The organism is Pseudomonas sp. 2822-17, assembly GCF_002742485.1.
Classification (GTDB): Bacteria; Pseudomonadota; Gammaproteobacteria; order Pseudomonadales; family Pseudomonadaceae; genus Aquipseudomonas; species Aquipseudomonas cyclaminis.
Window position 1 is genome coordinate 45,548 of record NZ_LJRZ01000738.1, and the last position, 22,365, is coordinate 67,912.

The 22,365-nt window shown below is 53.0% G+C and carries 21 protein-coding genes; 7 read left to right on the forward strand and 14 right to left on the reverse strand.

What is annotated here, in order from left to right:
* Positions 1 to 304 precede the first annotated feature (304 nt).
* Positions 305 to 1,747 (forward strand): ATPase domain-containing protein, encoded by a 1,443-nt coding sequence (locus AOA60_RS24275; RefSeq protein ID WP_178075419.1) that lies wholly within the window; start codon positions 305 to 307, stop codon positions 1,745 to 1,747.
* Between the two features lie 24 nt (positions 1,748 to 1,771).
* A complete protein-coding gene (locus AOA60_RS24280) occupies positions 1,772 to 2,137 on the forward strand; it encodes a response regulator (RefSeq protein ID WP_099586485.1) in 366 nt (121 codons plus the stop codon).
* Positions 2,138 to 2,337: 200 nt separating this feature from the next.
* Here the strand turns inward: AOA60_RS24280 and AOA60_RS24285 are convergent, their stop codons facing one another.
* Entirely contained in the window at positions 2,338 to 2,673 is a 336-nt protein-coding gene (locus tag AOA60_RS24285) for a hypothetical protein (protein ID WP_099586486.1), read from the reverse strand.
* Between the two features lie 2,128 nt (positions 2,674 to 4,801).
* Here AOA60_RS24285 and AOA60_RS24300 point away from each other — a divergent pair.
* Complete coding sequence (locus tag AOA60_RS24300) at positions 4,802 to 6,826, forward strand: methyl-accepting chemotaxis protein (RefSeq protein ID WP_099586487.1); 2,025 nt, start codon at positions 4,802 to 4,804, stop codon at positions 6,824 to 6,826.
* Positions 6,827 to 7,015: 189 nt separating this feature from the next.
* On the forward strand, positions 7,016 to 7,378 hold the full coding sequence (locus tag AOA60_RS24305; RefSeq protein ID WP_099586488.1) for a histone-like nucleoid-structuring protein, MvaT/MvaU family: 363 nt from the start codon (positions 7,016 to 7,018) through the stop codon (positions 7,376 to 7,378).
* Positions 7,379 to 7,453: 75 nt separating this feature from the next.
* Here AOA60_RS24305 and AOA60_RS24310 read toward each other — a convergent pair whose 3' ends face one another.
* The 8 genes from AOA60_RS24310 to AOA60_RS24355 form a co-directional block, all read right to left on the reverse strand.
* Positions 7,454 to 7,552 (reverse strand): DUF2256 domain-containing protein, encoded by a 99-nt coding sequence (locus AOA60_RS24310; protein WP_099586701.1) that lies wholly within the window; start codon positions 7,550 to 7,552, stop codon positions 7,454 to 7,456.
* Positions 7,553 to 7,583: 31 nt separating this feature from the next.
* Complete coding sequence (locus AOA60_RS24315) at positions 7,584 to 7,979, reverse strand: hypothetical protein (protein WP_056789427.1); 396 nt, start codon at positions 7,977 to 7,979, stop codon at positions 7,584 to 7,586.
* A gap of 616 nt (positions 7,980 to 8,595) precedes the next feature.
* A complete protein-coding gene (locus tag AOA60_RS24330) occupies positions 8,596 to 8,805 on the reverse strand; it encodes a hypothetical protein (RefSeq protein WP_099586489.1) in 210 nt (69 codons plus the stop codon).
* Positions 8,806 to 9,086: 281 nt separating this feature from the next.
* Positions 9,087 to 9,884, reverse strand: a complete 798-nt coding sequence (locus AOA60_RS24335; protein ID WP_065926365.1) for an NYN domain-containing protein — start codon at positions 9,882 to 9,884, stop codon at positions 9,087 to 9,089.
* Between the two features lie 3 nt (positions 9,885 to 9,887).
* Complete coding sequence (locus AOA60_RS34965) at positions 9,888 to 10,046, reverse strand: NUDIX domain-containing protein (RefSeq protein ID WP_083244906.1); 159 nt, start codon at positions 10,044 to 10,046, stop codon at positions 9,888 to 9,890.
* 122 nt (positions 10,047 to 10,168) lie between these two features.
* Entirely contained in the window at positions 10,169 to 10,819 is a 651-nt protein-coding gene (locus AOA60_RS24345; protein WP_099586490.1) for a hypothetical protein, read from the reverse strand.
* A gap of 3 nt (positions 10,820 to 10,822) precedes the next feature.
* Positions 10,823 to 12,496: an adenylosuccinate synthetase gene (locus tag AOA60_RS24350; RefSeq protein ID WP_099586491.1), complete on the reverse strand. Its 1,674-nt coding sequence runs from the start codon at positions 12,494 to 12,496 to the stop codon at positions 10,823 to 10,825.
* Between the two features lie 3 nt (positions 12,497 to 12,499).
* Positions 12,500 to 13,039 carry a hypothetical protein gene (locus tag AOA60_RS24355; protein WP_099586702.1) on the reverse strand — a complete coding sequence of 180 codons (540 nt, stop codon included), beginning with the start codon at positions 13,037 to 13,039 and terminating at the stop codon, positions 12,500 to 12,502.
* 225 nt (positions 13,040 to 13,264) lie between these two features.
* Between AOA60_RS24355 and AOA60_RS24360 the strand changes: the two genes are divergently transcribed.
* The 3 genes from AOA60_RS24360 (at position 13,265) to AOA60_RS24370 (ending at position 16,880) form a co-directional block, all read left to right on the forward strand.
* Positions 13,265 to 13,840, forward strand: a complete 576-nt coding sequence (locus AOA60_RS24360) for a DUF6037 family protein (protein ID WP_099586492.1) — start codon at positions 13,265 to 13,267, stop codon at positions 13,838 to 13,840.
* A gap of 253 nt (positions 13,841 to 14,093) precedes the next feature.
* The gene (locus AOA60_RS24365) at positions 14,094 to 14,360 is read left to right on the forward strand and encodes an MbcA/ParS/Xre antitoxin family protein (RefSeq protein WP_256592883.1); all 267 of its coding nucleotides are present in this window, start codon (positions 14,094 to 14,096) and stop codon (positions 14,358 to 14,360) included.
* 336 nt (positions 14,361 to 14,696) lie between these two features.
* Entirely contained in the window at positions 14,697 to 16,880 is a 2,184-nt protein-coding gene (locus tag AOA60_RS24370; protein WP_099586493.1) for an AAA family ATPase, read from the forward strand.
* Positions 16,881 to 17,445: 565 nt separating this feature from the next.
* On the opposite strand, the gene AOA60_RS24375 is transcribed toward AOA60_RS24370, so the two are convergent.
* The 5 genes from AOA60_RS24375 to AOA60_RS24395 all read right to left on the reverse strand — a co-directional run bounded on the left by AOA60_RS24375 (position 17,446) and on the right by AOA60_RS24395 (position 22,140).
* Positions 17,446 to 17,820 carry a hypothetical protein gene (locus AOA60_RS24375; protein ID WP_143522559.1) on the reverse strand — a complete coding sequence of 125 codons (375 nt, stop codon included), beginning with the start codon at positions 17,818 to 17,820 and terminating at the stop codon, positions 17,446 to 17,448.
* A 211-nt stretch (positions 17,821 to 18,031) separates the two neighbouring features.
* Complete coding sequence (locus AOA60_RS24380; RefSeq protein ID WP_099586495.1) at positions 18,032 to 18,493, reverse strand: hypothetical protein; 462 nt, start codon at positions 18,491 to 18,493, stop codon at positions 18,032 to 18,034.
* A 334-nt stretch (positions 18,494 to 18,827) separates the two neighbouring features.
* On the reverse strand, positions 18,828 to 19,436 hold the full coding sequence (locus AOA60_RS24385; RefSeq protein WP_099586496.1) for a hypothetical protein: 609 nt from the start codon (positions 19,434 to 19,436) through the stop codon (positions 18,828 to 18,830).
* A 119-nt stretch (positions 19,437 to 19,555) separates the two neighbouring features.
* Positions 19,556 to 21,241 carry a hypothetical protein gene (locus tag AOA60_RS24390; RefSeq protein ID WP_099586497.1) on the reverse strand — a complete coding sequence of 562 codons (1,686 nt, stop codon included), beginning with the start codon at positions 21,239 to 21,241 and terminating at the stop codon, positions 19,556 to 19,558.
* Positions 21,238 to 22,140, reverse strand: coding sequence for a hypothetical protein (locus tag AOA60_RS24395; RefSeq protein ID WP_099586498.1), 903 nt, complete (start codon positions 22,138 to 22,140; stop codon positions 21,238 to 21,240). Before AOA60_RS24395 ends, AOA60_RS24390 begins: the two co-directional genes overlap by 4 nt.
* Between the last annotated feature and the right edge of the window lie 225 nt (positions 22,141 to 22,365).

Below are 22,365 nucleotides of genomic sequence, written 5' to 3' on the forward strand. Positions count from 1 at the left end.
GCGCCCGGAGATGATTCAAGCTGCTTATGCAATCCACGACCCTGGTACGCATCCGGCATGTTTTAAGTAAATGCACGCCGCCGGCTACTGCATTTGAATCACTGCAGGATTAGACGGTCATCTGCTAGCAAGGTTGATTTCACAAGGGTGTTAGCTGGATGAAGTTCGAGTAAAAGACTGCCTTGGTACGGGACAAACAACTTTCCTAGCACGCCATGCTCTAGGCTCAATGGCTCTAGAGCGAAAATGGCGTTAGCATTCCGCTCACTCGGCTTAAACAGCCTGTTTTTCAGATCAGGGTCGCATTGTGGAAAAGCTAAAACGCCTCGAAAGTGGAATCGAAGGGCTTGACGCTCTGCTCAAGGGCGGACTGGTAGCAGGCTCTTCATACATAATCCAAGGGCGCCCAGGGTCTGGAAAAACGATCCTAGCGAACCAGCTTGGGTTCCATCATGCGAGCAATGGAGGCCGGGTTCTGGTCGCCACGCTGCTGGCCGAATCGCATGACCGTCTCTTTCAGTTCCTCTCTACGCTGAGCTTTTTCGACTCGTCCAAAGTAGGCGCCGAAATTCAGTTTGTCAGCGCGTTTGACACTCTGGAAAACGAAGGTTTGGATGAAGTTGTGAAACTGCTTCGACGCGAGATAAGCCGTCAGAAAGCCACAGTGATGGTGGTTGACGGTTTGCTCAATGCGCGCTCAAAAGCTGATTCACACATCGACACCAAGAAATTCATTTCTGAACTGCAAGGGCATGCCGCTTTTGCTGGTTGCACGGTGCTGTTTCTTACCAGCTCCCGCCTTGACGACGGTAGTCCTGAGCACACCATGGTTGATGGCGTCATAGAGATGGGCGAAGAGCTATATGGCACTCGCTCAGTGCGTCGAATTCAGCTGCGCAAAACTCGCGGCAGCGGAGCCATGACCGGTCTTCACGAGTGTGAAATTACCGACAAGGGCTTGGTGGTTTACCCGCGACTCGAAAGTCTCTACAGCCACCCGTCTTCTCCCGATAGCGCCGATATGACGCGCATCGCCAGTGGCATTGAATCACTGGACGGCATATTAGGCGGAGGCCTGCACAGTTCCAGTGTTTCTCTGGTAATAGGCCCTTCTGGGATCGGAAAGACGACTCTGGGCCTTAAGTTCCTGGCCGAGTCGACTGTGAAAGCGCCGGGCCTTCATTTTGGTTTCTACGAAAGCCCACAACGGCTGCGGCTCAAAGGCCAATCACTGGGTATCGATATCAAAGGCATGGAAGATAGCGGCGCGTTGAGCATTGCCTGGCAGCCCACCACAGAAGGTCTCCTAGATGGGCTTGGCGCCCGACTGCTGAGCATCGTTGAAGAAAAGGGCATCAAACGTCTATTCATCGATAGCCTGAGCGGCATGACGCGAGTCACGACAAATCCAGCGCGGATTACTGACTTCTTCAGTGCTCTGATGAACGAACTACGATCCAGAGGCGTTACGGTATTTGCATCCTGGGAAATGCGCGATCTGTTTGGCTCAGAGGTCAGCGCACCGAACTCTGACCTCTCCAGCATCGTCGACAATTTGGTTCTGATGCGGTTCTCTGAGAATCACTCTGAACTAAGCAGGACGCTTTCCATTCTTAAAGTACGAGACAGCTCTTACGACCCTGCGCGTTTTGAGGTCGTCATCCGTGATCAAGATGTTTTCCTGAAAAAGGCCTCAAGACATGAACCTTCAGTCCCGACTGAGACATTGCCCGGTTCAAAATCTTAAGCCTTCGTGCGGGTTGAATTTAACATGACCACCATCTTGGTCGTCGACGACGAGTATTTGATCGCTGATATTCTCAGTTTCGCGCTGGAGGATGAGGGGTTCATGGTGGTGAAGGCCAGCAACGGTCAGAAAGGGCTTGAAGTGCTCGATAGGGAGCGGCCTGCCTTGATCATTACCGACTTTATGATGCCGGTCATGGACGGTCTTGAATTCGCCACTGCCGTTCGAGCGCTGCCTTCGGCGAATCAATTGCCGATCATCCTGATGAGCGGTGCTCAGGCCCATATTGGCATGGAAAGATCGGATCTGTTTGATGCGGTTTTGGCAAAGCCATTCAACATCGACTCGATCATTGCAGAAGTTAAAAAACTACTAGCCTCTGATCAGTGAAGCTAAATCTACATATCCTGAGCAACCTCAGGCCGGGTTCCCCTCTAACCCAGCGCCAGCTTAGCGGCTGGGCTGAGCGCAATAGCTCATCTGCAACATAAGCGGCGTGATTGTGATGGTACGACCGTCAAACGATTCAGATACCCGTAGCGTTGAAGCCACTTATAAGATCCTTGACGGGAGAGCGAGCCTGGGCGCGGCTACATCGACTTTACCGAGACGACGTCTACATACTTGTACTTCTTCCTAGCGGCCTTCACGGCCTCTTGTTCAGCAAGCAACGAGCTCAACGTGTCAGCCTCGTGAATCAACTCGGTCATTTTTCCCTCAAATTCGTTTCCAACCCTGAGAGTGACCAGCAGCCTAGGCGTAAAAGCTTTTGCCGCTTTCTTCTTCATCTGGGGCGCTGCTGCTGGCTCTGTAGGCGCTACTTCTGGCACATGCTCCTTTACTTGAGGAGCAGACACCTGCTCTTCGGGCTGAGGCGTACCAAATAGAGCACGACGCATTTCTTCTTCAGTTAATTCAGAGTTCATAGAACATCTCACAGGGACGCGTTTCGCTGGGCAAGTTGTAATAGAGTTGTTGCAGACTGGTGTTCGTGGAGGCTGTACGGACGTCAAATCTCCAGTTCGCTTTCAAGACAAGAGCCTCGTAAAGCTTGCGAAAGCTTCACCTTTGGCAGCAGTGTAATGAGCCCATCAACTAAGTTGCTAGCGTGACGAGCGTATAGCGTGACTGTGCCTGCATCCGGCGTTCGGCCTGGCACGATAGCACCTACCCGCTGCTGGGCAATTTTCAGTATGCTCAAGACGTCCTGACTCACCTCATTGGTGGACAGGTGTTCAACCAATGGTCTGGGCGGAGGGGCGGCGCGGCTCCACATTTCTATGACCGCTTGGGCCATTTCCCAAAGCGACCTTCCTGCGCCATATCCAGGCGACCCCTAGTCATTGCGGAGTTCTACCAACATCAGACTCTTTCTTGATTGCGAGTTTACCCATCTATCATCAGCAGCGAGGCTGATATCACTCGCATTGGTGGCTGAGCATGGGCGCGAATTCTATGTGGAATTGCTCGAAGCTTGGCAAGAAGAAGGCTGCAGTGATTTCGTAAAGAAAATCGTGCTTCCGCAGCTGTGGGGTGGGAGCTACGCATTGCCCATTGTTGAAGCCAGGATGTCGATGCTCAGGTTTCTGACGTTATTCAAAGAGGAGCTCGAGATCGTCACGGATGCTCCCCAGTAGGACTGGGAGCTTTTTTGCGATCTGGTATATGACGGTGGCGATGGCCCAGAATCGTTCGTAACCTTCCTACTGACGCAACGACACTTACTCCGACTAGCGAGGGTGAGGAACTGCCTAACCACTCCTTGCTCGACGCCAGGATCATCGCCGGCATGTTTGCATCCGTGAGCCTAGGGAATCCCGGTGGGGCCTGGGCGGATTAGACGGAATTATACCTCTTGCGGATTCGCTGGATTTTCTTGATCTCTGATCACACCAAATCTCGTACAAACCACAAAAAGTAAACTCAAATACTCGGCTTTTGTTGGCAAAACCGAGCCGGGGCCTACGGCCCCAAATTAACGAGCAGGTTACAAGGTGCGGAGGGGCAACCCTAAGCGATGGTATCTACTTGGGAGTGAGCTCAAAAAGCTGACAGATCGAAAAGGTCACCTAAAAAAGCAGCCGGCAAATCTGCCTAAGCCCTACAGGGAAGAGTAGGAAGGTACAGGCACTGCTGCTTTTCTTTTGAGTTCAAAATATACATCTCCGGTTTTGAAAATCCATTTCAGGGGAGAGCATTTTATTTGGTCGCAAACCCGACACAAATGTCGTCTGAATATAAATATTCCATATGCTCAGCCGGTGCAGCCGACCAGCTAATGCAATCAGTGCGCGGTGCTAACGACTCGGGCTGGAGTATCTGCCCTCCCTAGAGCCTGGCAACCAGTTAAGGCACTTATAGAAGATTCGGATGCAAGCCTGTCAGCCGGCAGTCTTCGAACCACCGCTGCCCTCATGACGCGAGCACAGTGTGCTTACCCATGCACCGCATACCTGCTTTCCAGGCGCTCCGCAGTAAGAGAAGGTTTTCGTCGAAAGTTGGATCGCTACGTCTACTGCGCCCCTGCAGTAGGCGTCTCCCCCGTCATAGAAAAAATGCAGCTCTCCAAACTTGGATTTGATCTGCCCAATGATTACAGGAGTGACTTCTGGATGTCGCCTCAGGTAGTCCTGAAGAGTATCGCAGAGAGCAACCAGGAGATTCCTCCACCCATGGTCGCAATAAATCTCGTCACATACCCCCCAAAGGACAAATACCTGGCTTGACTGTTTGGCATATCGATGTAGGTAAATGTCCTCCTGCGCAGGTTCACTAAGTTAGCGACCGCAGCGCTTCCCCTTAAAGAGCCCTTTTGAAATGGTGATGGCTCAGCGACATCACCGCTCTCAAGGCGTTCCAAAGTTGTACAAAAATAAATATCTGTACAGCTTTTCATAAAGTTATCAATCTGAATGCCGATAGGATGACTGAAACGTTTAATTACATAAAACGTGATTAGCCGAATGAGCCAGACAGAGCCAGGCACTCGAGAAAAGGGAGCGTTCTCAACAAAAACCAACTACAAACCGTCCCATTCCGGGCTGTGAGAACTCTATGAATATCCTTGCTCCTGCCGTACACCTGGCTAACCGATTACGCTTCCCCACGAAATTTGGTGTGCTCGCAATCATTGTCTTCATCCCTCTGGTTCTACTCGGTACGCGCGTCATCCATCAGATAAACGAGAGCCTTGAGGTTATTCGCTCGGAACAATTGGGCCAGCGCTATCTGTTGGACGTCACACCTGTACTGCGCTTATCAATGTTGCAACGCGCGCTGACGAACCGCTTTCTCAGCGGTGATAGAACCGCTCAAGCCGATCTATCGGCCAACCAGATGAAGCTGGAGGACGCGTTTTCGAAACTGGCCGCAACCGACAGGCAATTCAACACGCAGCTTGAAACCGGTGATCGCGTTCAGCGTCTGCACACGGCGGCACAGCGGTTGATCGAGCAGGCAAAGGCCGATGCCAACCAAAACGAGATGTTCGACAACTGGAACGATCAACTCACCGAGACATTGAACTTCGTGTACTACGTATCGGCCACGTCGGGCATGGTGTTGGATGAAGATTACGCATCGCTGTTCATGATCGACCAGAGCACCTTGAGGCTGCCACGGCAAATCAACATCGTCGGGCAATTGCGCGGCCTTGCCAGCGGACTGCATGACGGACAAACGTTGAGTTCGGGGGCGCGCAGCGTTATCAAGTCGATGCTCAAAAATGAGTTACTCATCCACAAAGAACTTCAACAAAGCCTCGCCCTGTTGCGTCGCAGAGAACCTGCCCTCGCCGATAGTATTCAGGCACCTATCACCATTGCTTTTGTGAGCCTGGACAGTTTCCGTGCCGACCTTGAAGTATTAATTGACGCACCAAGCGACACCATCACCGGCGTTCAGAATCTGCCAGGTAAAGGCAATGCGGTGGTCGCTGAGTTGTACAAGGCGCAAGACAAACTGCAAGACGCACTGCTGAATGCGCTTGAACGACGAGCTCAGGAAAAAACTTCGGAACGGCTATTCATCCTGGGCATGTTTGCCGTTCTTGGCCTGTTGCTGGTGTATGTGTTCAGCGGTATCTATAGCGCCATGCGCCGCACCATCAACGACGCTTTGGTAGCTACCCAACTCATTGCACAGGGTGACCTGAGCGTGCGTATTCAAGTACGGGGCAAAGATGAAATGGCCGACGTGGGTAATGGCCTTAACCATATGGTGCAAGCCTTTAGCTCCTCGCTTGCTCATGTCGAGCGCAGTTCACAATCGGTCTCCGATGCAGCGGAGCGTATAGGTGTGTCGATTGACAGGGCTAAGCGCGCGATGAGCGCACAGCAAAGTGAAACCGAACAAGTCGCAACGGCTATCAACGAGATGACCACCAGCGTTGCGGACGTGGCGCAAAACACCGAGGGTGCCGCAAACGCCGCTGAGCACGCCAGCCAGTCCTCCAACACCGGCCTGGCGAAGATGCAGGAAACCCGCATGACTATTGAAGCCTTGGCCGATGAGGTGGAGCGCAGTGCGCAAAAGGTTTCGGCACTTGCGCAACACAGCCAGCAGATCGGCGGCGTTATTGAGGTGATCCGTAACATTGCTGATCAAACGAACCTGCTGGCGTTGAACGCGGCCATTGAAGCGGCCCGCGCTGGTGAGCAGGGTCGAGGATTCGCTGTGGTCGCCGACGAGGTCAGAACTCTGGCCTCGCGCACACAAAACTCTACCGAAGAGATCCGCAGGATTATCCAAGAGCTGCAGCTAGCGACAGGCGACGCCGTCGAGCAAATGAAAGCGGGCAAATTGCGCGCGCAGGAGTGCATCGAGTCCGCTGATCAGGCATCGACCAGCCTGGATGCAATCAATGACGGCGTTGAGCAAATCGTAGGGATGAATACCCAAATAGCCAGCGCGGCAGTTCAGCAGCACGCCGTCTCGGAGGATATCAATCGCAATGTGACTGAGATTCGTAACGGTAGCCTTGCATTGATGAAGGGCATAGAAGACAACGCTGTTACTGCGGAGGAACTGTCGCTGCTGGCAGAGGAACTGCGTAGTGTCGTTTCGCGTTTCAAGCTGTAACGCGACAGTGGGGGAGCCCAATTTGTTGCCTCCCCCAGCCTTTGCTTACGCGCCTACCGATAGCGCATTGATTCAATCAGAAACGAAGGATACCCAAGCATCATATAGACTCTAAAAGTTGAGCCTTTTCCTTCATTCAATTGTCTGTTCTGTTGTAACGTGACGGTACTAATTGCTCAGGAAGCTCCCATGTCAAAACTCGCAGAATTTCGCCAGCTTGAAAAACATCTCGCCGAACAGCTTCAAGCGCTTGAGGCCCTGAAGGGCGACGCTGGTCTTAAGAAAGAAATTGAATTCGAAACGAAGCTGCGCGATTTGCTCGCAAAATACGGCTACAGCCTGAAAGATGTGATCAATCTGCTTGATCCACAAGCAGGTCGTCGCGCTCCAGTATCCGAGCCTAAAGCCAAACGCAAGGCCCGCCAGGTGAAGGTTTATAAGAACCCACACACCGGTGAAACCATTGAAACGAAAGGCGGGAACCATCGCGGCCTGAAGGAATGGAAAACTGAGCATGGCGCAGCGACTGTAGAGTCTTGGCTCGCGAAGTAATCTCTATTGATAGAAAAGGGCCCCTAATGGCCCTTTTTTGGCTCAACCTTTTGTGCGCAGGCAGTGCTCCGACCACTAACGTACCTCCTCCCAGCCTCGCGTCCATTTCTTCCTCCAAGTGAAAGGAAGGCCGCACGTAAGGCGTGTTTTTACCGGAAGCTCGCTCTTTTTCACACCCGCACCCATGTTGATGATGGTCAGAAGGTTACTTCGATAAGAAGTATCCGGTGGTGCGCAGTTGAAGGCTGTAAACCCAGATCCCAAAAACCAAAGCGTACTCCTTGAACATCGGAAGCGTAAGCAGGTGGACTATAGAACCGCTACCCATTCGGCTAAGGGAAAATGTTACACCTAAGGCCAAGGCAAGAATGAAGCAAAGCGAACTACTCTTTTTCCTGGCTAATAGCATCAAGCCGCCAACGAACATCAGCAGCGCTACCACGCAGATATTGAGAAACACCGAGATAGAAATGTCACCAAAGCGAGTTTGCTCGAAACCTTCCTCCACCACCCAGACGCCAGCTTGAAGCAGGACGATGAAACAGTAGAAGACGGTCATGAAGACGGGGGCTGGACGAGTGTTGTACCAAGGCTGAGGCATATTCGCTTCCATAGTGATGAGCTCCTGGGGAGATTGCAGTCACGGATTATAGGATGGTGGCTATGGACTACACCATCGAAGTAGCTTTGCCCATTAGCTCCCTGCGAGTCGCCGCAGCCCCATTAGGACTGGTGTGCTGTGATGGAGATGTAATCAAACACCGTAACGTTTGATCCCCCCAGAAGTGATGCAGTACCGACCGCCTCTACGCCCGATACAGACGTTTCCGAATGAACAAGGGAAAAGGATCCATAGCTCGGCGTTTGCCGAGGAATAGGCTGAGGAGCAGGTCTCGTCTGACGCACTGGTTCCTGCTTGGAGACTGCGTAGCAATTCGCCCCGCCCCAGAGGCTTTTAGATGATAGCCATTTAGCTGAGCGAGTGGTTCAATCGCGTCCATGACCCTCAAGCTGCCAAAGAAACCGGCGGTGTCAGGATAATGAATACCTGCAAGAGACACCTTGGCCACGCCGGATTCTCGGTCGAAGTAAGACAGAAAATGCCACCCACCTGTAGTGCTTCCAGCGTGCGGAAAGTTGATCGCAGCTTTGCCAGTTATCCAGTTATGTAGTGCTCGCGTAAGACCCTTTGAGATCAAAGTCAAAGAGCGGCGGGATCATGGGAGCTTTTTGAGCCTTGCTAGACCTTGCTTGATGTGGCCAGAGTTCTCGCCGATTGTCTCCAGAGCACCACGGACGTTATTTCCTACATCCGCATGTCCGTGGGCTTCTACGTGGAGCGTCAATTCCATCAGGGCTGCCTCTAGGGCGAGTTGGTTCTGGTACATCCTTTCCAGCACATCCGACAACGAGTATTCCTTAGGCATTGATGTGATCTCCTTCCGGGATGCTGAGCATAGCGCAGGATACGAAATGGTTAGGTGCCTCGCGGAAAAATCCAGAGGCTCATCAACTTTGAACAAATCATTGATCGCGTCCCCTAACTCTGTGCAGATTGCCTCAAGCCGATTTTTTTCCTAGGGAAGGTTAGACGCTAACAGTGCACTATTGCGCATACCTCGAAATACCTTCTGATCTCCATCCAGCGATTCGATATAGTCGGAAAGTGCCTTGGCGGTGACCAAGCCTGGTTATTGAGAAGGACTCATTACTTACTCTGCTGTTTATGCCGGACATACATCACAGCGCTGCCACCGGAAGCATTACGAGCCTGAAGCTCGAAGGCGTGCGGGTAGCCTTTGATAAGGTCACTCAGTTTTTTGTAGCCATGAGTCCTGGGATCGAAATCTGGCCGCAGCTTCGTGATATTCGCGCCAAGCGCGCCTAGGTGTGCCCACCCATCCTCGTCAGCAATGTCGTCGAGGATCTTGGCGATGAATCCCACAGGGGCTTTGGGCTTTTTAAGCGGCTCAGCCTGCGTGGCTACACTGGGCTCGCTGGCGCTGGTAGCGGATGTCTCGGATAGCTCACTTTTGGGGAGGGGAAGGGCATCCTCACGTAGCAATTCGATGTAAACGAACTTGTCGCAGGCAGCCACGAACGGCTTCGGTGTTTTCTCTTCACCGAACCCATATACCGTCAGTCCCTCTTCACGCAGGCGAGAGGCGAGGCGGGTGAAGTCGCTGTCACTGGACACTAAGCAGAAGCCGTCAAAGCGTCGGGTGTACAATAGATCCATCGCATCAATGATCAATGAGCTGTCGGTCGCGTTCTTCCCTTTGGTGTAGGCGAACTGCTGGATGGGCTGGATGGAGTGATCCAGCAGCACTTTCTTCCAACCGGCTAGCTGTGGGCCAGTCCAGTCGCCATAGATGCGCTTGACGCTGGCAACACCGAATTTGGCTATCTCTTCGAACAAACCTTCGACGATTGCTGCTGGGGCATTATCAGCATCGATTAGAACTGCCAAATGCTTCTGTGCATTGGCGGGTATGTGTGTGGCCATGGATCATCCTTGAGTGAAAGCACTGCACACCAACGTATGCGCTATGCAACGACTTATGAAGGGCACCTCAATACCTGTGTCCTCGCAACGCTCGCGTACCGCCGCTGCCTCGAAAGAATCTTCATCCTTCAGCTTTCCGCCAGGCGTCGACCAATAGGTCATGCCCGTCAGAGTACTGCCTGAAACCGAATTTTAAAAAGCAGCAGTCGATTGTTTGGGCTGATTATCAATAAACGCGCCGCTAAGCGCTTTTTCGTTATCCTGCTCCGCTCCGGGGATGACGACTAACCAATGACGTCCAATACCTCGTTTCCCTTCATCCTGCGAACTTCCAGTACATAGTCGGCAATGTTAGGAACGGCATAATCGACAACTAGCTCGACAACCTTCTTCTTAGGCTTGCCCGTGCGCGTAACAGGATAGTCCACGATTTTACAGAAGATCTCCGTGCCGCGACGGTGCGGCATGGGCCAAGTATTGCCCGAGTTCATGTGACACAGCCAGATGGCTTCGGCATAGGCCGGGATGAAGGTCGACGAGTCGAGGGTAAGGACATCATGTTCGAGCTTGCGATAATCGCGAGCGCCAAGCAGGCCGTGGAGGCGCTGCTCCTCGGCCCAGAAGAAGACTTTGCCGTTGATCAACTCATACCATTGACGTGGTGTCGTACCGCCCGTGAGTGCTGTAATCAACCGGCCTTCAGGCATGGGTTTCTGATCACGCAGTACAATACTGGAGGGGTCGCCTGACTTCACATCCATTTTCTGCCCGCGATGCTCACTCTCATATCGAGCGCGTTCACCATCTGCCACTGCCAAGTGATCCAGAACCGCCGTGGTACTCATCAGTCCGCGTGTGCGAATGCTGTCCCAGGCTCCGCGTTCGGCCATGTGATAAATGCGAGGGTAAAGCGCTATCAGCTTTTCCAGATCCATGTGTTATCTCCTGTCCGAACGTGCAGTCCAGTTGCGTCGATCGATCAGAGAGCGTAGATCGCTAGCGCCGGGGTCTCTGGAAAATCGGGTATTGATAAGCGAGACAGGCGCCTGAGAAACGCGCTCCAGCTCCTCGACAAATTTGATTGTGTCCGGATCAAGCTGCTCGAACCTGCGCGCCTTGCTATTGGATGACTTCAAGTAATCGGCAAACGTCAGGACTATGTCTGTCGGAGCGTTGAGGGCGCATGCTCTTCGGAACTGATCCCATTCGAACCATCCTACCCGCCGGCTGCGCTTGGTGGTGGAGGTTTTCTCTGCGGCGTTCAACGCCTTGGCTTCAAGGCCTGCGAAAGCTGCGATGTCATCAAAGCTAGTCGCATGTTTAAGCGTCCCGGAAGTATGCCCATCCTCACCATCTGGGTCGCCTACACGAATCGGCATCGGGCGAATGACCATCAGAATTTTGCGGATCCTACTCGGCGATATTCCTGCCTCAGCCAGGCATCCTGCAACGTTAGTATCTCTGGACGTCACGTGAGGGTAATCTCCGTGAAAGATACTCAGCCCGCTACCCTGAGTTCCCTCCAACAAAATCGAATGACCGTTGCGGTAGGCTTCTTCCAAGCGGTCTGAGGTGCAGCCGTGATAGTTGCCAGGAGTGCCGACGTACGGGCGGAGCTCTTCTACATCTCTTGCGAGCCGAATATCTCTGCCCCTGCTCAAAATACGTCGAGCAGCGGCTGCTCCACTTCCGCTTCCTGTGGATGCAATGGTTGAAACCAGATGCCCACCCCTCTCTGTCCCGATATCTTCCTCCTCAATGATGGTGGCCTGGGGATCAATGAAAAGTCGATCTTCGTCGATACCGCACTCCTCGATTTCCTTCAAAAGCCCTGGCAAATGAATCGTCATGCCAGGGCCGAGAAGTAGTCGTGCCGTTACGTCCCGCGACCCAGAAGGCAGATGGTGGTAAGTGTAGGGGCCGTCAGAGCTGGCTACTGTGTGTCCGGCATTGGGCCCACCAACACGAATCATTACGTCGTACTCGCGCGCAAGGTAGGCGACGATGTTGCCCTTACCTTCGCTGCCGTACTGCCCGCCGATTAGCACATCTACGCATCTGATTTCAGGCGGTGTATACAGATGCAAGCGGGCGGCAACCCGCACGAGTGTGTCATTTGAGTCGGAGCGTTCGGTGTAAACACGGACGTCGGCATCATCTTTCAGCGCCTGGATCTCTGCCTGATCCCTGAGCTGATTAACCTCGTCATAAGGCAAGGGATTGGTTTGGCCCTCTATTCGCTCTGCATAACGTCCTTGGAGCGTAGGGTCGCTTGCGTAGAGGTGCACATGCACAAGGTTTGCTCCGAAGATCTGTCGAAACTGTAGTACCTGCGCCAGCGTATTCAGGTGATCCACGACTAGCGGTCGGTCATCATTCTCCTGCCCGCATACTGCCTGGGTTTCCCGGAGCATCCATTGGTCAACGTCTTTTGCTCCATCACGACGATCAAGCATGTCGGGTTGCGCCATGCCAAGTCGCCACTCGGGATCATCAGTGGCTCGACGATCGTAAACCACGACGAAGCCGAATTCCTTCACCAACAAGCTGGCCAATCCACTCTTGCCGCTACATGTCTTGCCACTGATTACTACGATCTGCCGAGTTTCCATGCGCTACATCTCCCAGATTCCCATTATTTCATCCGCAATTTGAGACGGGGTGTACCTGTCCGTGTCGAGAATTTTGTCCGCAAAACCTGAGAGCGAGCGGGCGCTCTGCTCGTTTGGATGCAACACATCGTTTCTATATTCGTTCAGGCCTGTTGCACTACGCTCAGCGTACCTACGCTCCAGGACAGACTCGGGCGCGATGATGTGCGCGTGCTTTACCGCCTTGCCGAAACGGAGTCTGAACAATTCAACCTGCCGGGGCTTGCGGACGGCATCCAGTAGCCAGTTTTCGACGTCTGGCCGAGTTTGAATGGATGGGTTTGCCACGGATTCTATGAGCCAGGAGAAATCGGTGGCCTTGTCGAAAGAATCGCCGAGTTCTTGGAGGTTATGACGATCAAGTGGCTCGCCCTTTGAAACTAGGTGCGCACGTAGAAAGGAGCCGCTGCTTATCGGAACAAAACCATAAAACTCTTGGAGCGCAGAGGAAACCGACGTCTTGCCACTGGCCATTGGGCCACTTAAGAGAAGTAGTCGCTTCACGTTTTGACGATCCCTGTCTAGCGAAACCAATATAGCGATGAAGCGTAGCTCAGTTTGCAAATTTGGCAGGGATTTCGTGAATCATAGCCAGGCATAAGTTTGCTGAGTGCGCAACAAATGGAACTGCTGCGATGATAACTAAAAGATTTATGATGGCATTTTGATTGCTCCTCCTTTTTGACCTTGCCATGATGTCTAGTCAAGATTTTTAAGGGATGAGGCTGGATGGAAATGACTTCTCTCAGGCTGCTTCACCGCAGCATGATTTCAATCGGCAGCGACATGCAGCAGTTCTTGGTCACCACGGGCGCCGCGAGCTTCGATTGTCTATTCTCGACCCGTGACACCCCCTTCGTACTAACGCTTACCGCCCGTGGCGAAACTAGGGGTTTCTTCCCTTTCGAGGTGTTCAACGGCTACAGAATCAGGGACTACTTTGGTGATATGTATGGCGACCTAGTTGCGGTACTCAGGTCGGACGGGACGAGTGGTGAGCGGTTGAAACCCAAGGATTTCCTAGAGCAACTGAACCAGGCCATTCCGACTCAGGCGACCGTCCGAGCCAACCCCAAACCTTCAGAAATTGTCCGCTTGCGTCCCGATATCATCGAGGATCGTGAGAAACCGTATTTCAATGCGTGGATCTATTGGAAGGAGGACAGCGGTCGACACCCAAGCGAGGAGAACCTGCATAAGACGCTTTTACTACTCGGGCCTGAGGCCGCGCAGCACAGTAGAGAGCGAAATGCGTCATCGCGATGGAGTGCTATCGACACTGGCGGGGCTTGGGAGGCCTCTTAAGACGCCACAATGTTCCCTCTATCGCGTGTTTTCTGTGAAGAAGGTGCCGGACTCGCTGCGGTGCCAGTAACGTTTCGACTAATGGCCAACGTGTTGGATCAATGCCGAGACAATCGTTCTAGATGATGATACTGCGAGGGACGTGGTCAACTATTCTGCAGCAATAAGTCACTGCTCCACATCCCAAGCATTCGAAGTGCTTTCTGGTGTTGTTGAGAGCTTGGTGAAATAGGATCGAGCGGAGCCTGTTTGGATGACTATCAGCATCGACAGCAGCCAAATGCTGTGGCCTGATGGCGATCGGGCCGATTTAAACGAGGAGAGCGTCATGGAGTTCGCGGAGCCGATTCGCCATCACGCTGAGCGAGTATTTGGGTGCAAAGTAAAGGCAGCGGTGTGGATGATGCATCCAAGAGCTGTATTTGAAGGCCTCAGTGCGCTGGGTTACGCCCAGAGCGAATTAACTTATCAGCATGTAATAGAAGAGCTAGAACGAATCAAGCATGGGTTCGTATGCTGATTTAATCGCCATATGAATGGCTGTGCGACAGCGTTGTAGCATCTGCATTTGGCTTTCGGTGCAATCATCAATCAGGCCAAGCTAACTTAGACGCTTGGCCCTCGGCTCTAGGATCTGGCCGGCCTGAAGCTTGCGATCACGGGCCGACAGTTCTCTGCCGACGTATGCGTCCGGCCAAGTCATCTAAGCAGCGCTTTGCGCGCCCTAGCTTACGCCAACGGTATCGGACTGGTAGGTGTTGGCCGTTCTGGGGGCAGAAAGAGTTGCGTGGTGGCACATTGCATTTTTTGGCAGAGGGCTTAATCTCGGATTCTCTCTGTGCCACGGACAGCCCTTGTGATTGAGAATCTGCTCATACGCGGCGTATCAAGCTATTCGCCTAACGCCCCGACCCTCATCGGCCCTCTAAAGCGTGTGAGCATGCTTTACGGGCAAAATGGCACCGGTAAGAGCACGATTGGCAACTACCTGCAAACGCCAGGCGAGGCGTGCTACCAGAGTTGTAGCATGGCGCCTGCTGACCCCGAACGCGAAATTTTGGTCTACAACCACACCTTCATGGAGATGAACTTCCATGAGGACGTAGCGCAGCCTGGGGTGTTTACACTCAACGCTGGCAACATTGAGGCCGAGAATGCTCTGAATGCTGCGCAGGCCGAAATCAAGTTGCTGTCGACCCTGCAAGAGGAGGAGATGGCCAAGGGCAAGGCGAGTAAGGCGGCGCGAGACACTGAGAAGCAGGCATTGAAAGACGGCCTGTGGAAGCTCAAAACACCATTCGATGGCTCACCCTTGGCCTACTGCTTTCAAGGCGTGAACACCAAGGATCGTCTGCTAGAGAGGATCCAGGCTACACCTGAAGCACCGGATGCCGTCACAACTGCCGAATTGATGGCGGAGGCCACTGAGCTTCAGGCGGCAACGGACGCGCAGTTGCCCTCTATTTCGCTTGTCGGCTTCCCAAGCTCCGAGCTTGAGCCCAACCCTATTTTCAGGGAGATTATCATGGGCACAGACAACTCCTATTTGGCAGGTCTCATCCACGCGCTCGGCCATTCCGACTGGGTTCAGCATGCGCTCTCATTACCCCCCATCGATGGCGATTTATGCCCCTTCTGTCAGCAGCCATTACCAGAAGGCTTTCATGGCGAGATTGCCAAGATCTTCGATAAAACCTACGAGCAGCGCATACGTGACCTAACGAACCTGCAACGCCGTTACGCCGGAGCTGTCGAGCAAACGCTGCAGCGCCTGAGTAGCCCGAGCTACCAGAAACCCTCGTTTCAACTGGCTATCGCTAACCTAACTGCAGCCCTTCAGCGTAACGTTCAGGCTATCGAAAAAAAGATGGCAAGCCCGTCGATTGTGGTTGAGCTTGAGTCCAGCGTTGGGTTGGTTGAAGCCTTGAATGAGTGCATTGCAGTCGAACAGGAAAAAATCGACGTCTTCAACCTCAAGGTCAAAAACAAGCAGGCTCATCTCGCCCAGATCAAGGATCGATTCTGGGGCGTGCTCAGGACTTTAGCTGGTGCGTTGCTGGATCATTATGCTCAAGAGGATCAGACGCTGGCCTTGGCTCAGCAAGAAGCCAGGGACAACATTGAGGCGCTGCGGGTCAGGGCCAGGGCTGAGCGCGAAATCATCGCCCAGTCTAGGGCCGCCATCACGAATATCGACCAGTCGGTTGACAGTATCAACCACTGGCTCCGCATCCTCGGACTCAAAGGTTTTGAGCTGAACAAGGAGGAAGGAGATGTTCCTCAATACAGGTTGCAGCGCCCCGAGCAACGCGCGGGTGTGTTCAAGACGCTGAGTGAGGGCGAGAAAACGCTCATCTCGTTTTTGTACTTTCTAGAAGTCTGCAACGGTGAGCTGAACTCGACTGCGGAAAGGTTGATCAGCGATCGCATCATCGTAATTGATGATCCCATTTCAAGCTTGTCCCACAATTTCGTGTATGACATTGCCTCCCTGATCAAGCGCCATGTGATCAGCCCGAACTCCCGCTTCCAGCAGGTGATTATACTGACCCACAACCTGTTTTTCTTTCACGAGATGGTCAAGCTCATGAACGAAGACGGAGGACGTGGCCGGGGTAACGGTGGTCAGCAGGAAGGCCAGTTGGCGCTGTTCCGGATCACCAAGTCCGAGTACAGCGCCGTGGTTGCGATGCAGCCCAAGGAGATCCAGAACGACTATCAAGCTTTCTGGCAGGCCATCAAGGACGCCCTGAGTGGCCGCACCTCGGCCACCGTCATCCCGAACATGATGAGAAATATCCTGGAGTACTACTTCACGTTCGTGCACCGCCAAGACAAGCTCGCCAAGGCGCTCGAAGATCTGAGCGATGAAGATCCACAATTCCGCTCGTTGTACCGCTACATCAACCGCGAATCCCACGCTGATGCCGTGAATATTACCGATTTTGGTGAGATCGACCCGACGGTGTACGTCGAGCGCTTCCGCCAAGTGTTTGTCAGAACAGAATTTCAGGAGCATTACGACAAGATGATGGGATAGCGCTCGCTTATTTCTTGAGCCGGGAGATGGGGACGACGTGCGTGGCCGCTTGCAGCGGAATTCTCACAACAACGGCTAATCCAAAGGCTAACTCGCTGAGAGTGCGCCAGGAGTGAATCGTTTTTTACCCTTCAGCTGGGCTTTCCAGGCTCTGGCTGCACTGATAGCATTGCGCCTGCAGCTACCACCAAAGGACTCTCCTTCCTGCCAGTCATCCATCTGCTCGCTTTGCACGTGGTGTAAAGGCTATCAGCGGCCCGCTGAGATCAGATGGAGAATACGCCATGAACAATCATGGAAAAGTTGTCCTGGTTCGCCAGTACAACCGATTCCGGTTCGGGCAGTGGGAGACCGTGTGCATGCACATGCGATCCCTTCCGCGCCGTTAATTTGAACGTACCTAGGTGGTAGCTGCACCTCCCCTCAGTTTTGATTCTCATCTCTTAGTTGCCAAGTTGCAGTTACATCAGCCCATACCTACCGCCGCAGTCGGTAGGTGGTGTCGGGGCGGGTTATGGCAGCTGGTTGCATTTCCGAGCGACCTTGGTTTTCCTGTTCTCGGTGATCAGTCGCCGAGCTCCGGCTTCACGATAGCGCGGATTTCGTAGAGTTTGAGGCTCACCTCATGAAGCTTGCTGATGAACTCGTCCAGCAGTTCATTGGTGACGTCGAAGTATCGATTTTTTTTGTCCAGCCGACGGTGCAGTATTTGCTGGTTGGCCTCGTCGGTGATGGGGTAGGCATGCACTATGTCCGATCGCCTGGTATTGAGTGCTTGGAACATGTCAGCCGCGATCCGGCCAATAGGATCCACCTCCGGCATCGTATCCTTGGCTTTTTTAACGCTTTTGCGGAACCCGCTCAGGATATCTCCGCCTGTTTTCGCCTGAAGCTCCGTGCGATTGATACGCGGATCCATATGGTGGGCGACTTCGGCCATGAAGCTGCTCAGCGAAGCAAAGCCATATAGCGCTATGCCTAGTCGGTAGATGTATCCATCGTCAGCAGGTAGTGCGAGACGGGTGAGTCCTCTGATGCTGTGAGTGTTTAGCTCGGTTGTCATGGTACATATTCCAACTTCTTGGTCAGGTACGGTAGAGTCCGAGTTCAACGCTGCGAACCCGGACTGTGTTTTGCACGAGATGGCTGATTTACTTGAGCTTGCTGCGCAGCCAACTCATCACATCGATCAAGATTTTCAGCCTGCGGTAGAAGTTGTCCGTGTCGACTAGGAAACCCAGTTGCTTGCGAAGCTGCACTATCTCGCTCATCACAGCCCTGTGCATATCTGTACCAGCCTGGCCTGAGGCAACCATCTCCTGCTCAACCTCGCACAGCCGGTTATTCCAGGCAATATCGACTGCGTGACGCTTGAAATAGCGGCGGTTGAATACCGAGTGCTTGCTGAGCAAAAACAGGTAGGCCCCAAAGCCTGCCAGAAAGACCTGCAGCGTGCTGATCTCAAGCCCCTGAGTGTTCAGAAACTGGGCGATTTGTGGCGTTTGCCAGCAGCCAACCGCGAACAACACCGGCCATAGGGCAATCGCGAACAGCGCTTCATTTGTGTGTGGATAGTAGTTCAGTTGAATAGGGATGAAACGTAGGCGGGTCATGGCAACTCCTGTAGGTGGGCTGTCCTGGCCTGAGGGGCCAGAACTCACTCAAGCTTCCGGTTTTGCCTGGGCTCGATGCAACTCAAGTGGATGCATTTGGTGTCCATTAGTGCATTTGGTATCCAGCTGCAAGAAAAGCGGCGCACTCAACACGTTGTTAGAGCGACATTTCCCTCTTTGTGAGGCAGCCCTCAGTTCCAGTGTCGGAGGTTGCTCAAGAGTGCCTCGATCAGGGGGCTTTGGAACAATTTACTCTTTGATTGGCGTGCTCGATGAGCGCAGACGGCCTCGGCAGAGCAGAAGCCGAGCGTTGGAGATTGCTGCCTAAATAGATTCATTTGAAGTGCTGTGGATACATTATTTTGTTCAGTAAGTTATCCACTGCGATGTAGAAAAAATCCTCATAAGATACTCGTCCCCCGTTTTTCAAGCCAAAGCTGTGTTCACTTAGTATCTTCTGAAAACACCGAGTCAGGTTTATCAAGTCCTCTATACTTACAGGGTAATCTTCGTCAAGCTTCTCTCTGTTCAGGAAATATTTTTTATCGGAATGTGCCAGGAATTTATCTCGACGCACGGTGATCCGTTCTATGGTCGCTTGGTTCTCAGCAATGAGCTCTCTTTGTTTTTTTATTTGCTCCGTAGGAATGCTCCCGTCTTTCCATTTAATGGTCAGGCGGTTGCTTTCGCTAAAGTCAATAAATTTGATGATGTTCCGGTCTGACCGTTTTCCGTCTAGTAGCTTGGCCATAATCAGGAGAGTGTCGACCTCCAGTGACTGTATTACATAAGCAAATATGCCGGCCTTGTCGATGAATACATCATTGTTCTCTTGGTACTTTTTATTCAGAGAGTGGTAAAGCGCTAATTTCGGAACCAAGTCATCAAATACAATTTGCTGAAATCCGTTCAGCAGGCTTTCGTACATCTCTTGCACATCCATGGATTTGCCTTAATTTTCTAGTTGTTATGCTGAGGGGCGCGGCGCGTCCACCTCGCGATCAAGGTATAAGTCGGGCCTGTCCCCCGATGGGGTGAACTGTTGGGATAGGTCGAGCAATATTATGGAGACTTCTGCACTCCGGCGAGTTTCGCCAGGTACCAAGTTGGCACTGGATGGCGGTGCAACCTTGCCGATATCGCAATTAATACTTCCCAGGGAGTTCCGTGCCAAGCGAAATCTTCGGGGGAAGCGGCTTGCTTAGGTACCTTCAGGGATACCTCCATTTCTTCAGCCGGTGACTGCTGGAAGCCAGAAAGGCTTCGTGATATCCCAACAGTATTCACGTAGGTGTCGGAACATATCAGTGTCTCCAGCGCCTTTTGTGGGAACCAGCGTTCCTTGGTCACGCCTTTTAGTCGAGGAACAATCTCTTCAGAGAGCTGGTTGAGGCACTCCTGATCACCCAGCACGGCGGCCATGGTTCCTAGCATCGGCACCAACGTCGTGGTTTGGAAGAATCGTGCCCTGTCAGTTTCCTTTCCGTAGTACAGCGCCATTGCGTCTTCTAGGTCATCAGTGTCTACAGGCATGATCCTTTTCTGCCGAAGAGCCGTGTCGAAGCGATCTATGCATTCCTGAAGCATAAAGCGTGCGCTGGTGGTATCACCGGTTGCCAGGATCGCCCCCATAGCAAGCGAGAGATCGATGGCCTGTCCGTCATAGACCGGCAGGAAGCAGCCGTTATGTTCGTTAATGAGAGACACTAGGCAACTGTGTATGGCTACGACTCTTGTCCGATCGACTTTCAGTGCGAGAAACAGCAGGAGCATGGTGCCTAGCCGGCCAAGTTCATCACAAATCAATTCCATATAAAGCACGTGATCTGGGCGATACCGGAGGACATTCCGACGGTTGAGTAGTGATGGCATCACTCGCTCGTAGTACCGCAATAGTGCATCGGCGTGGAGTTGGGCAAGGGTTTCGAACCTCTTGGTGAACTGAGCCTCATTCTGCAGCCCCAACTTGACCGATTCACCCCATAGCCGCAGTAAGAGGTATTCACCTGCGAGAACCCCTGGCTTTTGGTTGCCTTCACTCTCGGCCCATACCAACAGCACTGCCCATCCTATTGCTGCTGCAGCCGCGCGTTTATAAAAGCGGTTCCGACGAGAATTGCCGGATACGTCCTGGTCATCTTCCTTGGCGCTCAAGCAATCATCGACGAACCGCACGAATCTGGAGAATGACGAGTGCGTGTCTTCTAGGCCTGCCAGTGCTGCTCGGAGATCAGATTTACCTTTTTCAAGCAGCAGCGCATCGTCAAAGAGGTACTTCTCAATGAGCGGGCTCAGCTGATCCATGCCCCAAAAATCCAGCGAGCACAGTGGGGCCATCTCGGTTACCTGGGTCGACAGGGCGGCATAATCCGACTGGGCGTCCTGTTTCAAAATACCGTTGGAGACAAGGACGATCCGTTTCTTGAAACCGCGCAACGCTTCGGGCAATCGGTTCCGGAGGTACTCGGTCGACGCCTGGAGGATAGACGGAAGGATCGCTTGCTGACTGCCGTAGAAGTCACTTCGGCCTACGTTCCCGAACTTGATCACAAACAGAAAGACTTCGGTGCCACCCTCTTCATTTTCCTTCGTGGACATCACGTCAACCCCACCCTGGTTCACACCAACTTGGGCGCGGCTCAGCACCGAGTGGCCCATCGCTTGAAGAAGATCCGGGAGGAGGGCGTCTAACTCGTCGCGTTCGCGAAGCCCTGAGAGGTAATGGGACAGGACAAGTTGGATACTCATTGGCAAGCCTCCTTCCACAGAATCGCCACCATGTGTCCATAAAGGAGGGGATCGGCGATCCAGGTCTGGGGTAGTTCCACACTCATCTCGTGAGTGAACATGGGGATCATGGTCTCTACCGCTTGCTGATCGTTCAGGTATTCCACGGCAACCTGATTGGAGTATTTGAAATGCTCCGAGAGCATGAACATGTCGGCCAGGAAGGACTCGCCTTGCGCACGTCCGGTGATCGCTCGACTTTCTCTCCGGCGAAGGTAGCGGAAGCTTCGGCGCATTTCCGATGACATTTGGAGCTCAACCAGGTGTGGCAAGGCTTCCAGCGCATCAAGTTCACTGGCAAGCCTCTCCGCCAGTTGCTGAGCAACCTGCGAGTCAGCAAACGGTGACGACTCTGCATGCAGGAGGCGTTTACAGGTTGCCGGATGCTCCGTAGCTAGGAAGTTGGTCACTTTGGCTGTGGTGTTCGCAATCAGCTGGCTTGGAGGTAGGTCTTCGCTCATGCTCAGTGCCCATCCGAGTGAAACAGCTACCGGAACATCCAGCGCACACAACCTACGGGCTACGGTGGTGGCGCATTCTTCGGCGGTCTCGGATAGCGCAAATTTCAGCAACTCAGGGTGTTGCAGGTAACGGATGCTGATCTCATGGGCCAATGCCTTGCCGAGCTTGAAATGACCCTTTTTTCCAATCCATTCACAGGCTGCTAATAAGAACAGGTCTTTGGCCACGATCCGCTGAAGGACGCCCTTTGCTTCTTCGTGGAGTGACTCTGCGTCCACGCCCGAACTTTCCGCTTCCCGCCAGAGGGTGTAGAAATCTTCCAATATGGCCGGGCCGTCCTGCTTGGCGTCGCCATTGTAAAGGCGCAGGTAAAAGTCGTTGAACCTCATCATGTCCATTAAAATTGGCTCCGGGGCGTCACGGGGTGGCTGTTGGCAGGCTGCTGGTTGGCTACGTAGGTGAGCGGGGTGCTGCCAGGGAGGGCAGGTAAAAGTGCGCTACTAAGATAGTATTAGAATGGTGAGTATGTCTGCTATTTGAGGATTCAGGCGTGGCGGATGTTATGAGTCTGATGGTAGTTAGAGTGCGGTGCTTGGCGCCATCATCAATCAGACAAAGCTAAT

Bases quoted from the DNA above. Each gene is read 5' to 3' on its own strand.
- AOA60_RS24385 (WP_099586496.1), bottom strand. From the start codon at position 19,436: ATGGATGTGCAAGAGATGTACGAAAGCCTGCTGAACGGATTTCAGCAA.
- AOA60_RS24335 (WP_065926365.1), bottom strand. From the start codon at position 9,884: ATGGCCACACACATACCCGCCAATGCACAGAAGCATTTGGCAGTTCTA.
- AOA60_RS24380 (WP_099586495.1), bottom strand. From the start codon at position 18,493: ATGACCCGCCTACGTTTCATCCCTATTCAACTGAACTACTATCCACAC.
- AOA60_RS24345 (WP_099586490.1), bottom strand. From the start codon at position 10,819: ATGGATCTGGAAAAGCTGATAGCGCTTTACCCTCGCATTTATCACATG.
- AOA60_RS24375 (WP_143522559.1), bottom strand. From the start codon at position 17,820: ATGGCCGAAGTCGCCCACCATATGGATCCGCGTATCAATCGCACGGAG.
- AOA60_RS24285 (WP_099586486.1), bottom strand. From the start codon at position 2,673: ATGAACTCTGAATTAACTGAAGAAGAAATGCGTCGTGCTCTATTTGGT.
- AOA60_RS24350 (WP_099586491.1), bottom strand. From the start codon at position 12,496: ATGGAAACTCGGCAGATCGTAGTAATCAGTGGCAAGACATGTAGCGGC.
- AOA60_RS24280 (WP_099586485.1), top strand. From the start codon at position 1,772: ATGACCACCATCTTGGTCGTCGACGACGAGTATTTGATCGCTGATATT.
- AOA60_RS24365 (WP_256592883.1), top strand. From the start codon at position 14,094: ATGACTATCAGCATCGACAGCAGCCAAATGCTGTGGCCTGATGGCGAT.
- AOA60_RS24315 (WP_056789427.1), bottom strand. From the start codon at position 7,979: ATGCCTCAGCCTTGGTACAACACTCGTCCAGCCCCCGTCTTCATGACC.
- AOA60_RS34965 (WP_083244906.1), bottom strand. From the start codon at position 10,046: ATGACCTATTGGTCGACGCCTGGCGGAAAGCTGAAGGATGAAGATTCT.
- AOA60_RS24390 (WP_099586497.1), bottom strand. From the start codon at position 21,241: ATGAGTATCCAACTTGTCCTGTCCCATTACCTCTCAGGGCTTCGCGAA.
- AOA60_RS24330 (WP_099586489.1), bottom strand. From the start codon at position 8,805: ATGCCTAAGGAATACTCGTTGTCGGATGTGCTGGAAAGGATGTACCAG.
- AOA60_RS24395 (WP_099586498.1), bottom strand. From the start codon at position 22,140: ATGGACATGATGAGGTTCAACGACTTTTACCTGCGCCTTTACAATGGC.
- AOA60_RS24360 (WP_099586492.1), top strand. From the start codon at position 13,265: ATGGAAATGACTTCTCTCAGGCTGCTTCACCGCAGCATGATTTCAATC.
- AOA60_RS24300 (WP_099586487.1), top strand. From the start codon at position 4,802: ATGAATATCCTTGCTCCTGCCGTACACCTGGCTAACCGATTACGCTTC.
- AOA60_RS24305 (WP_099586488.1), top strand. From the start codon at position 7,016: ATGTCAAAACTCGCAGAATTTCGCCAGCTTGAAAAACATCTCGCCGAA.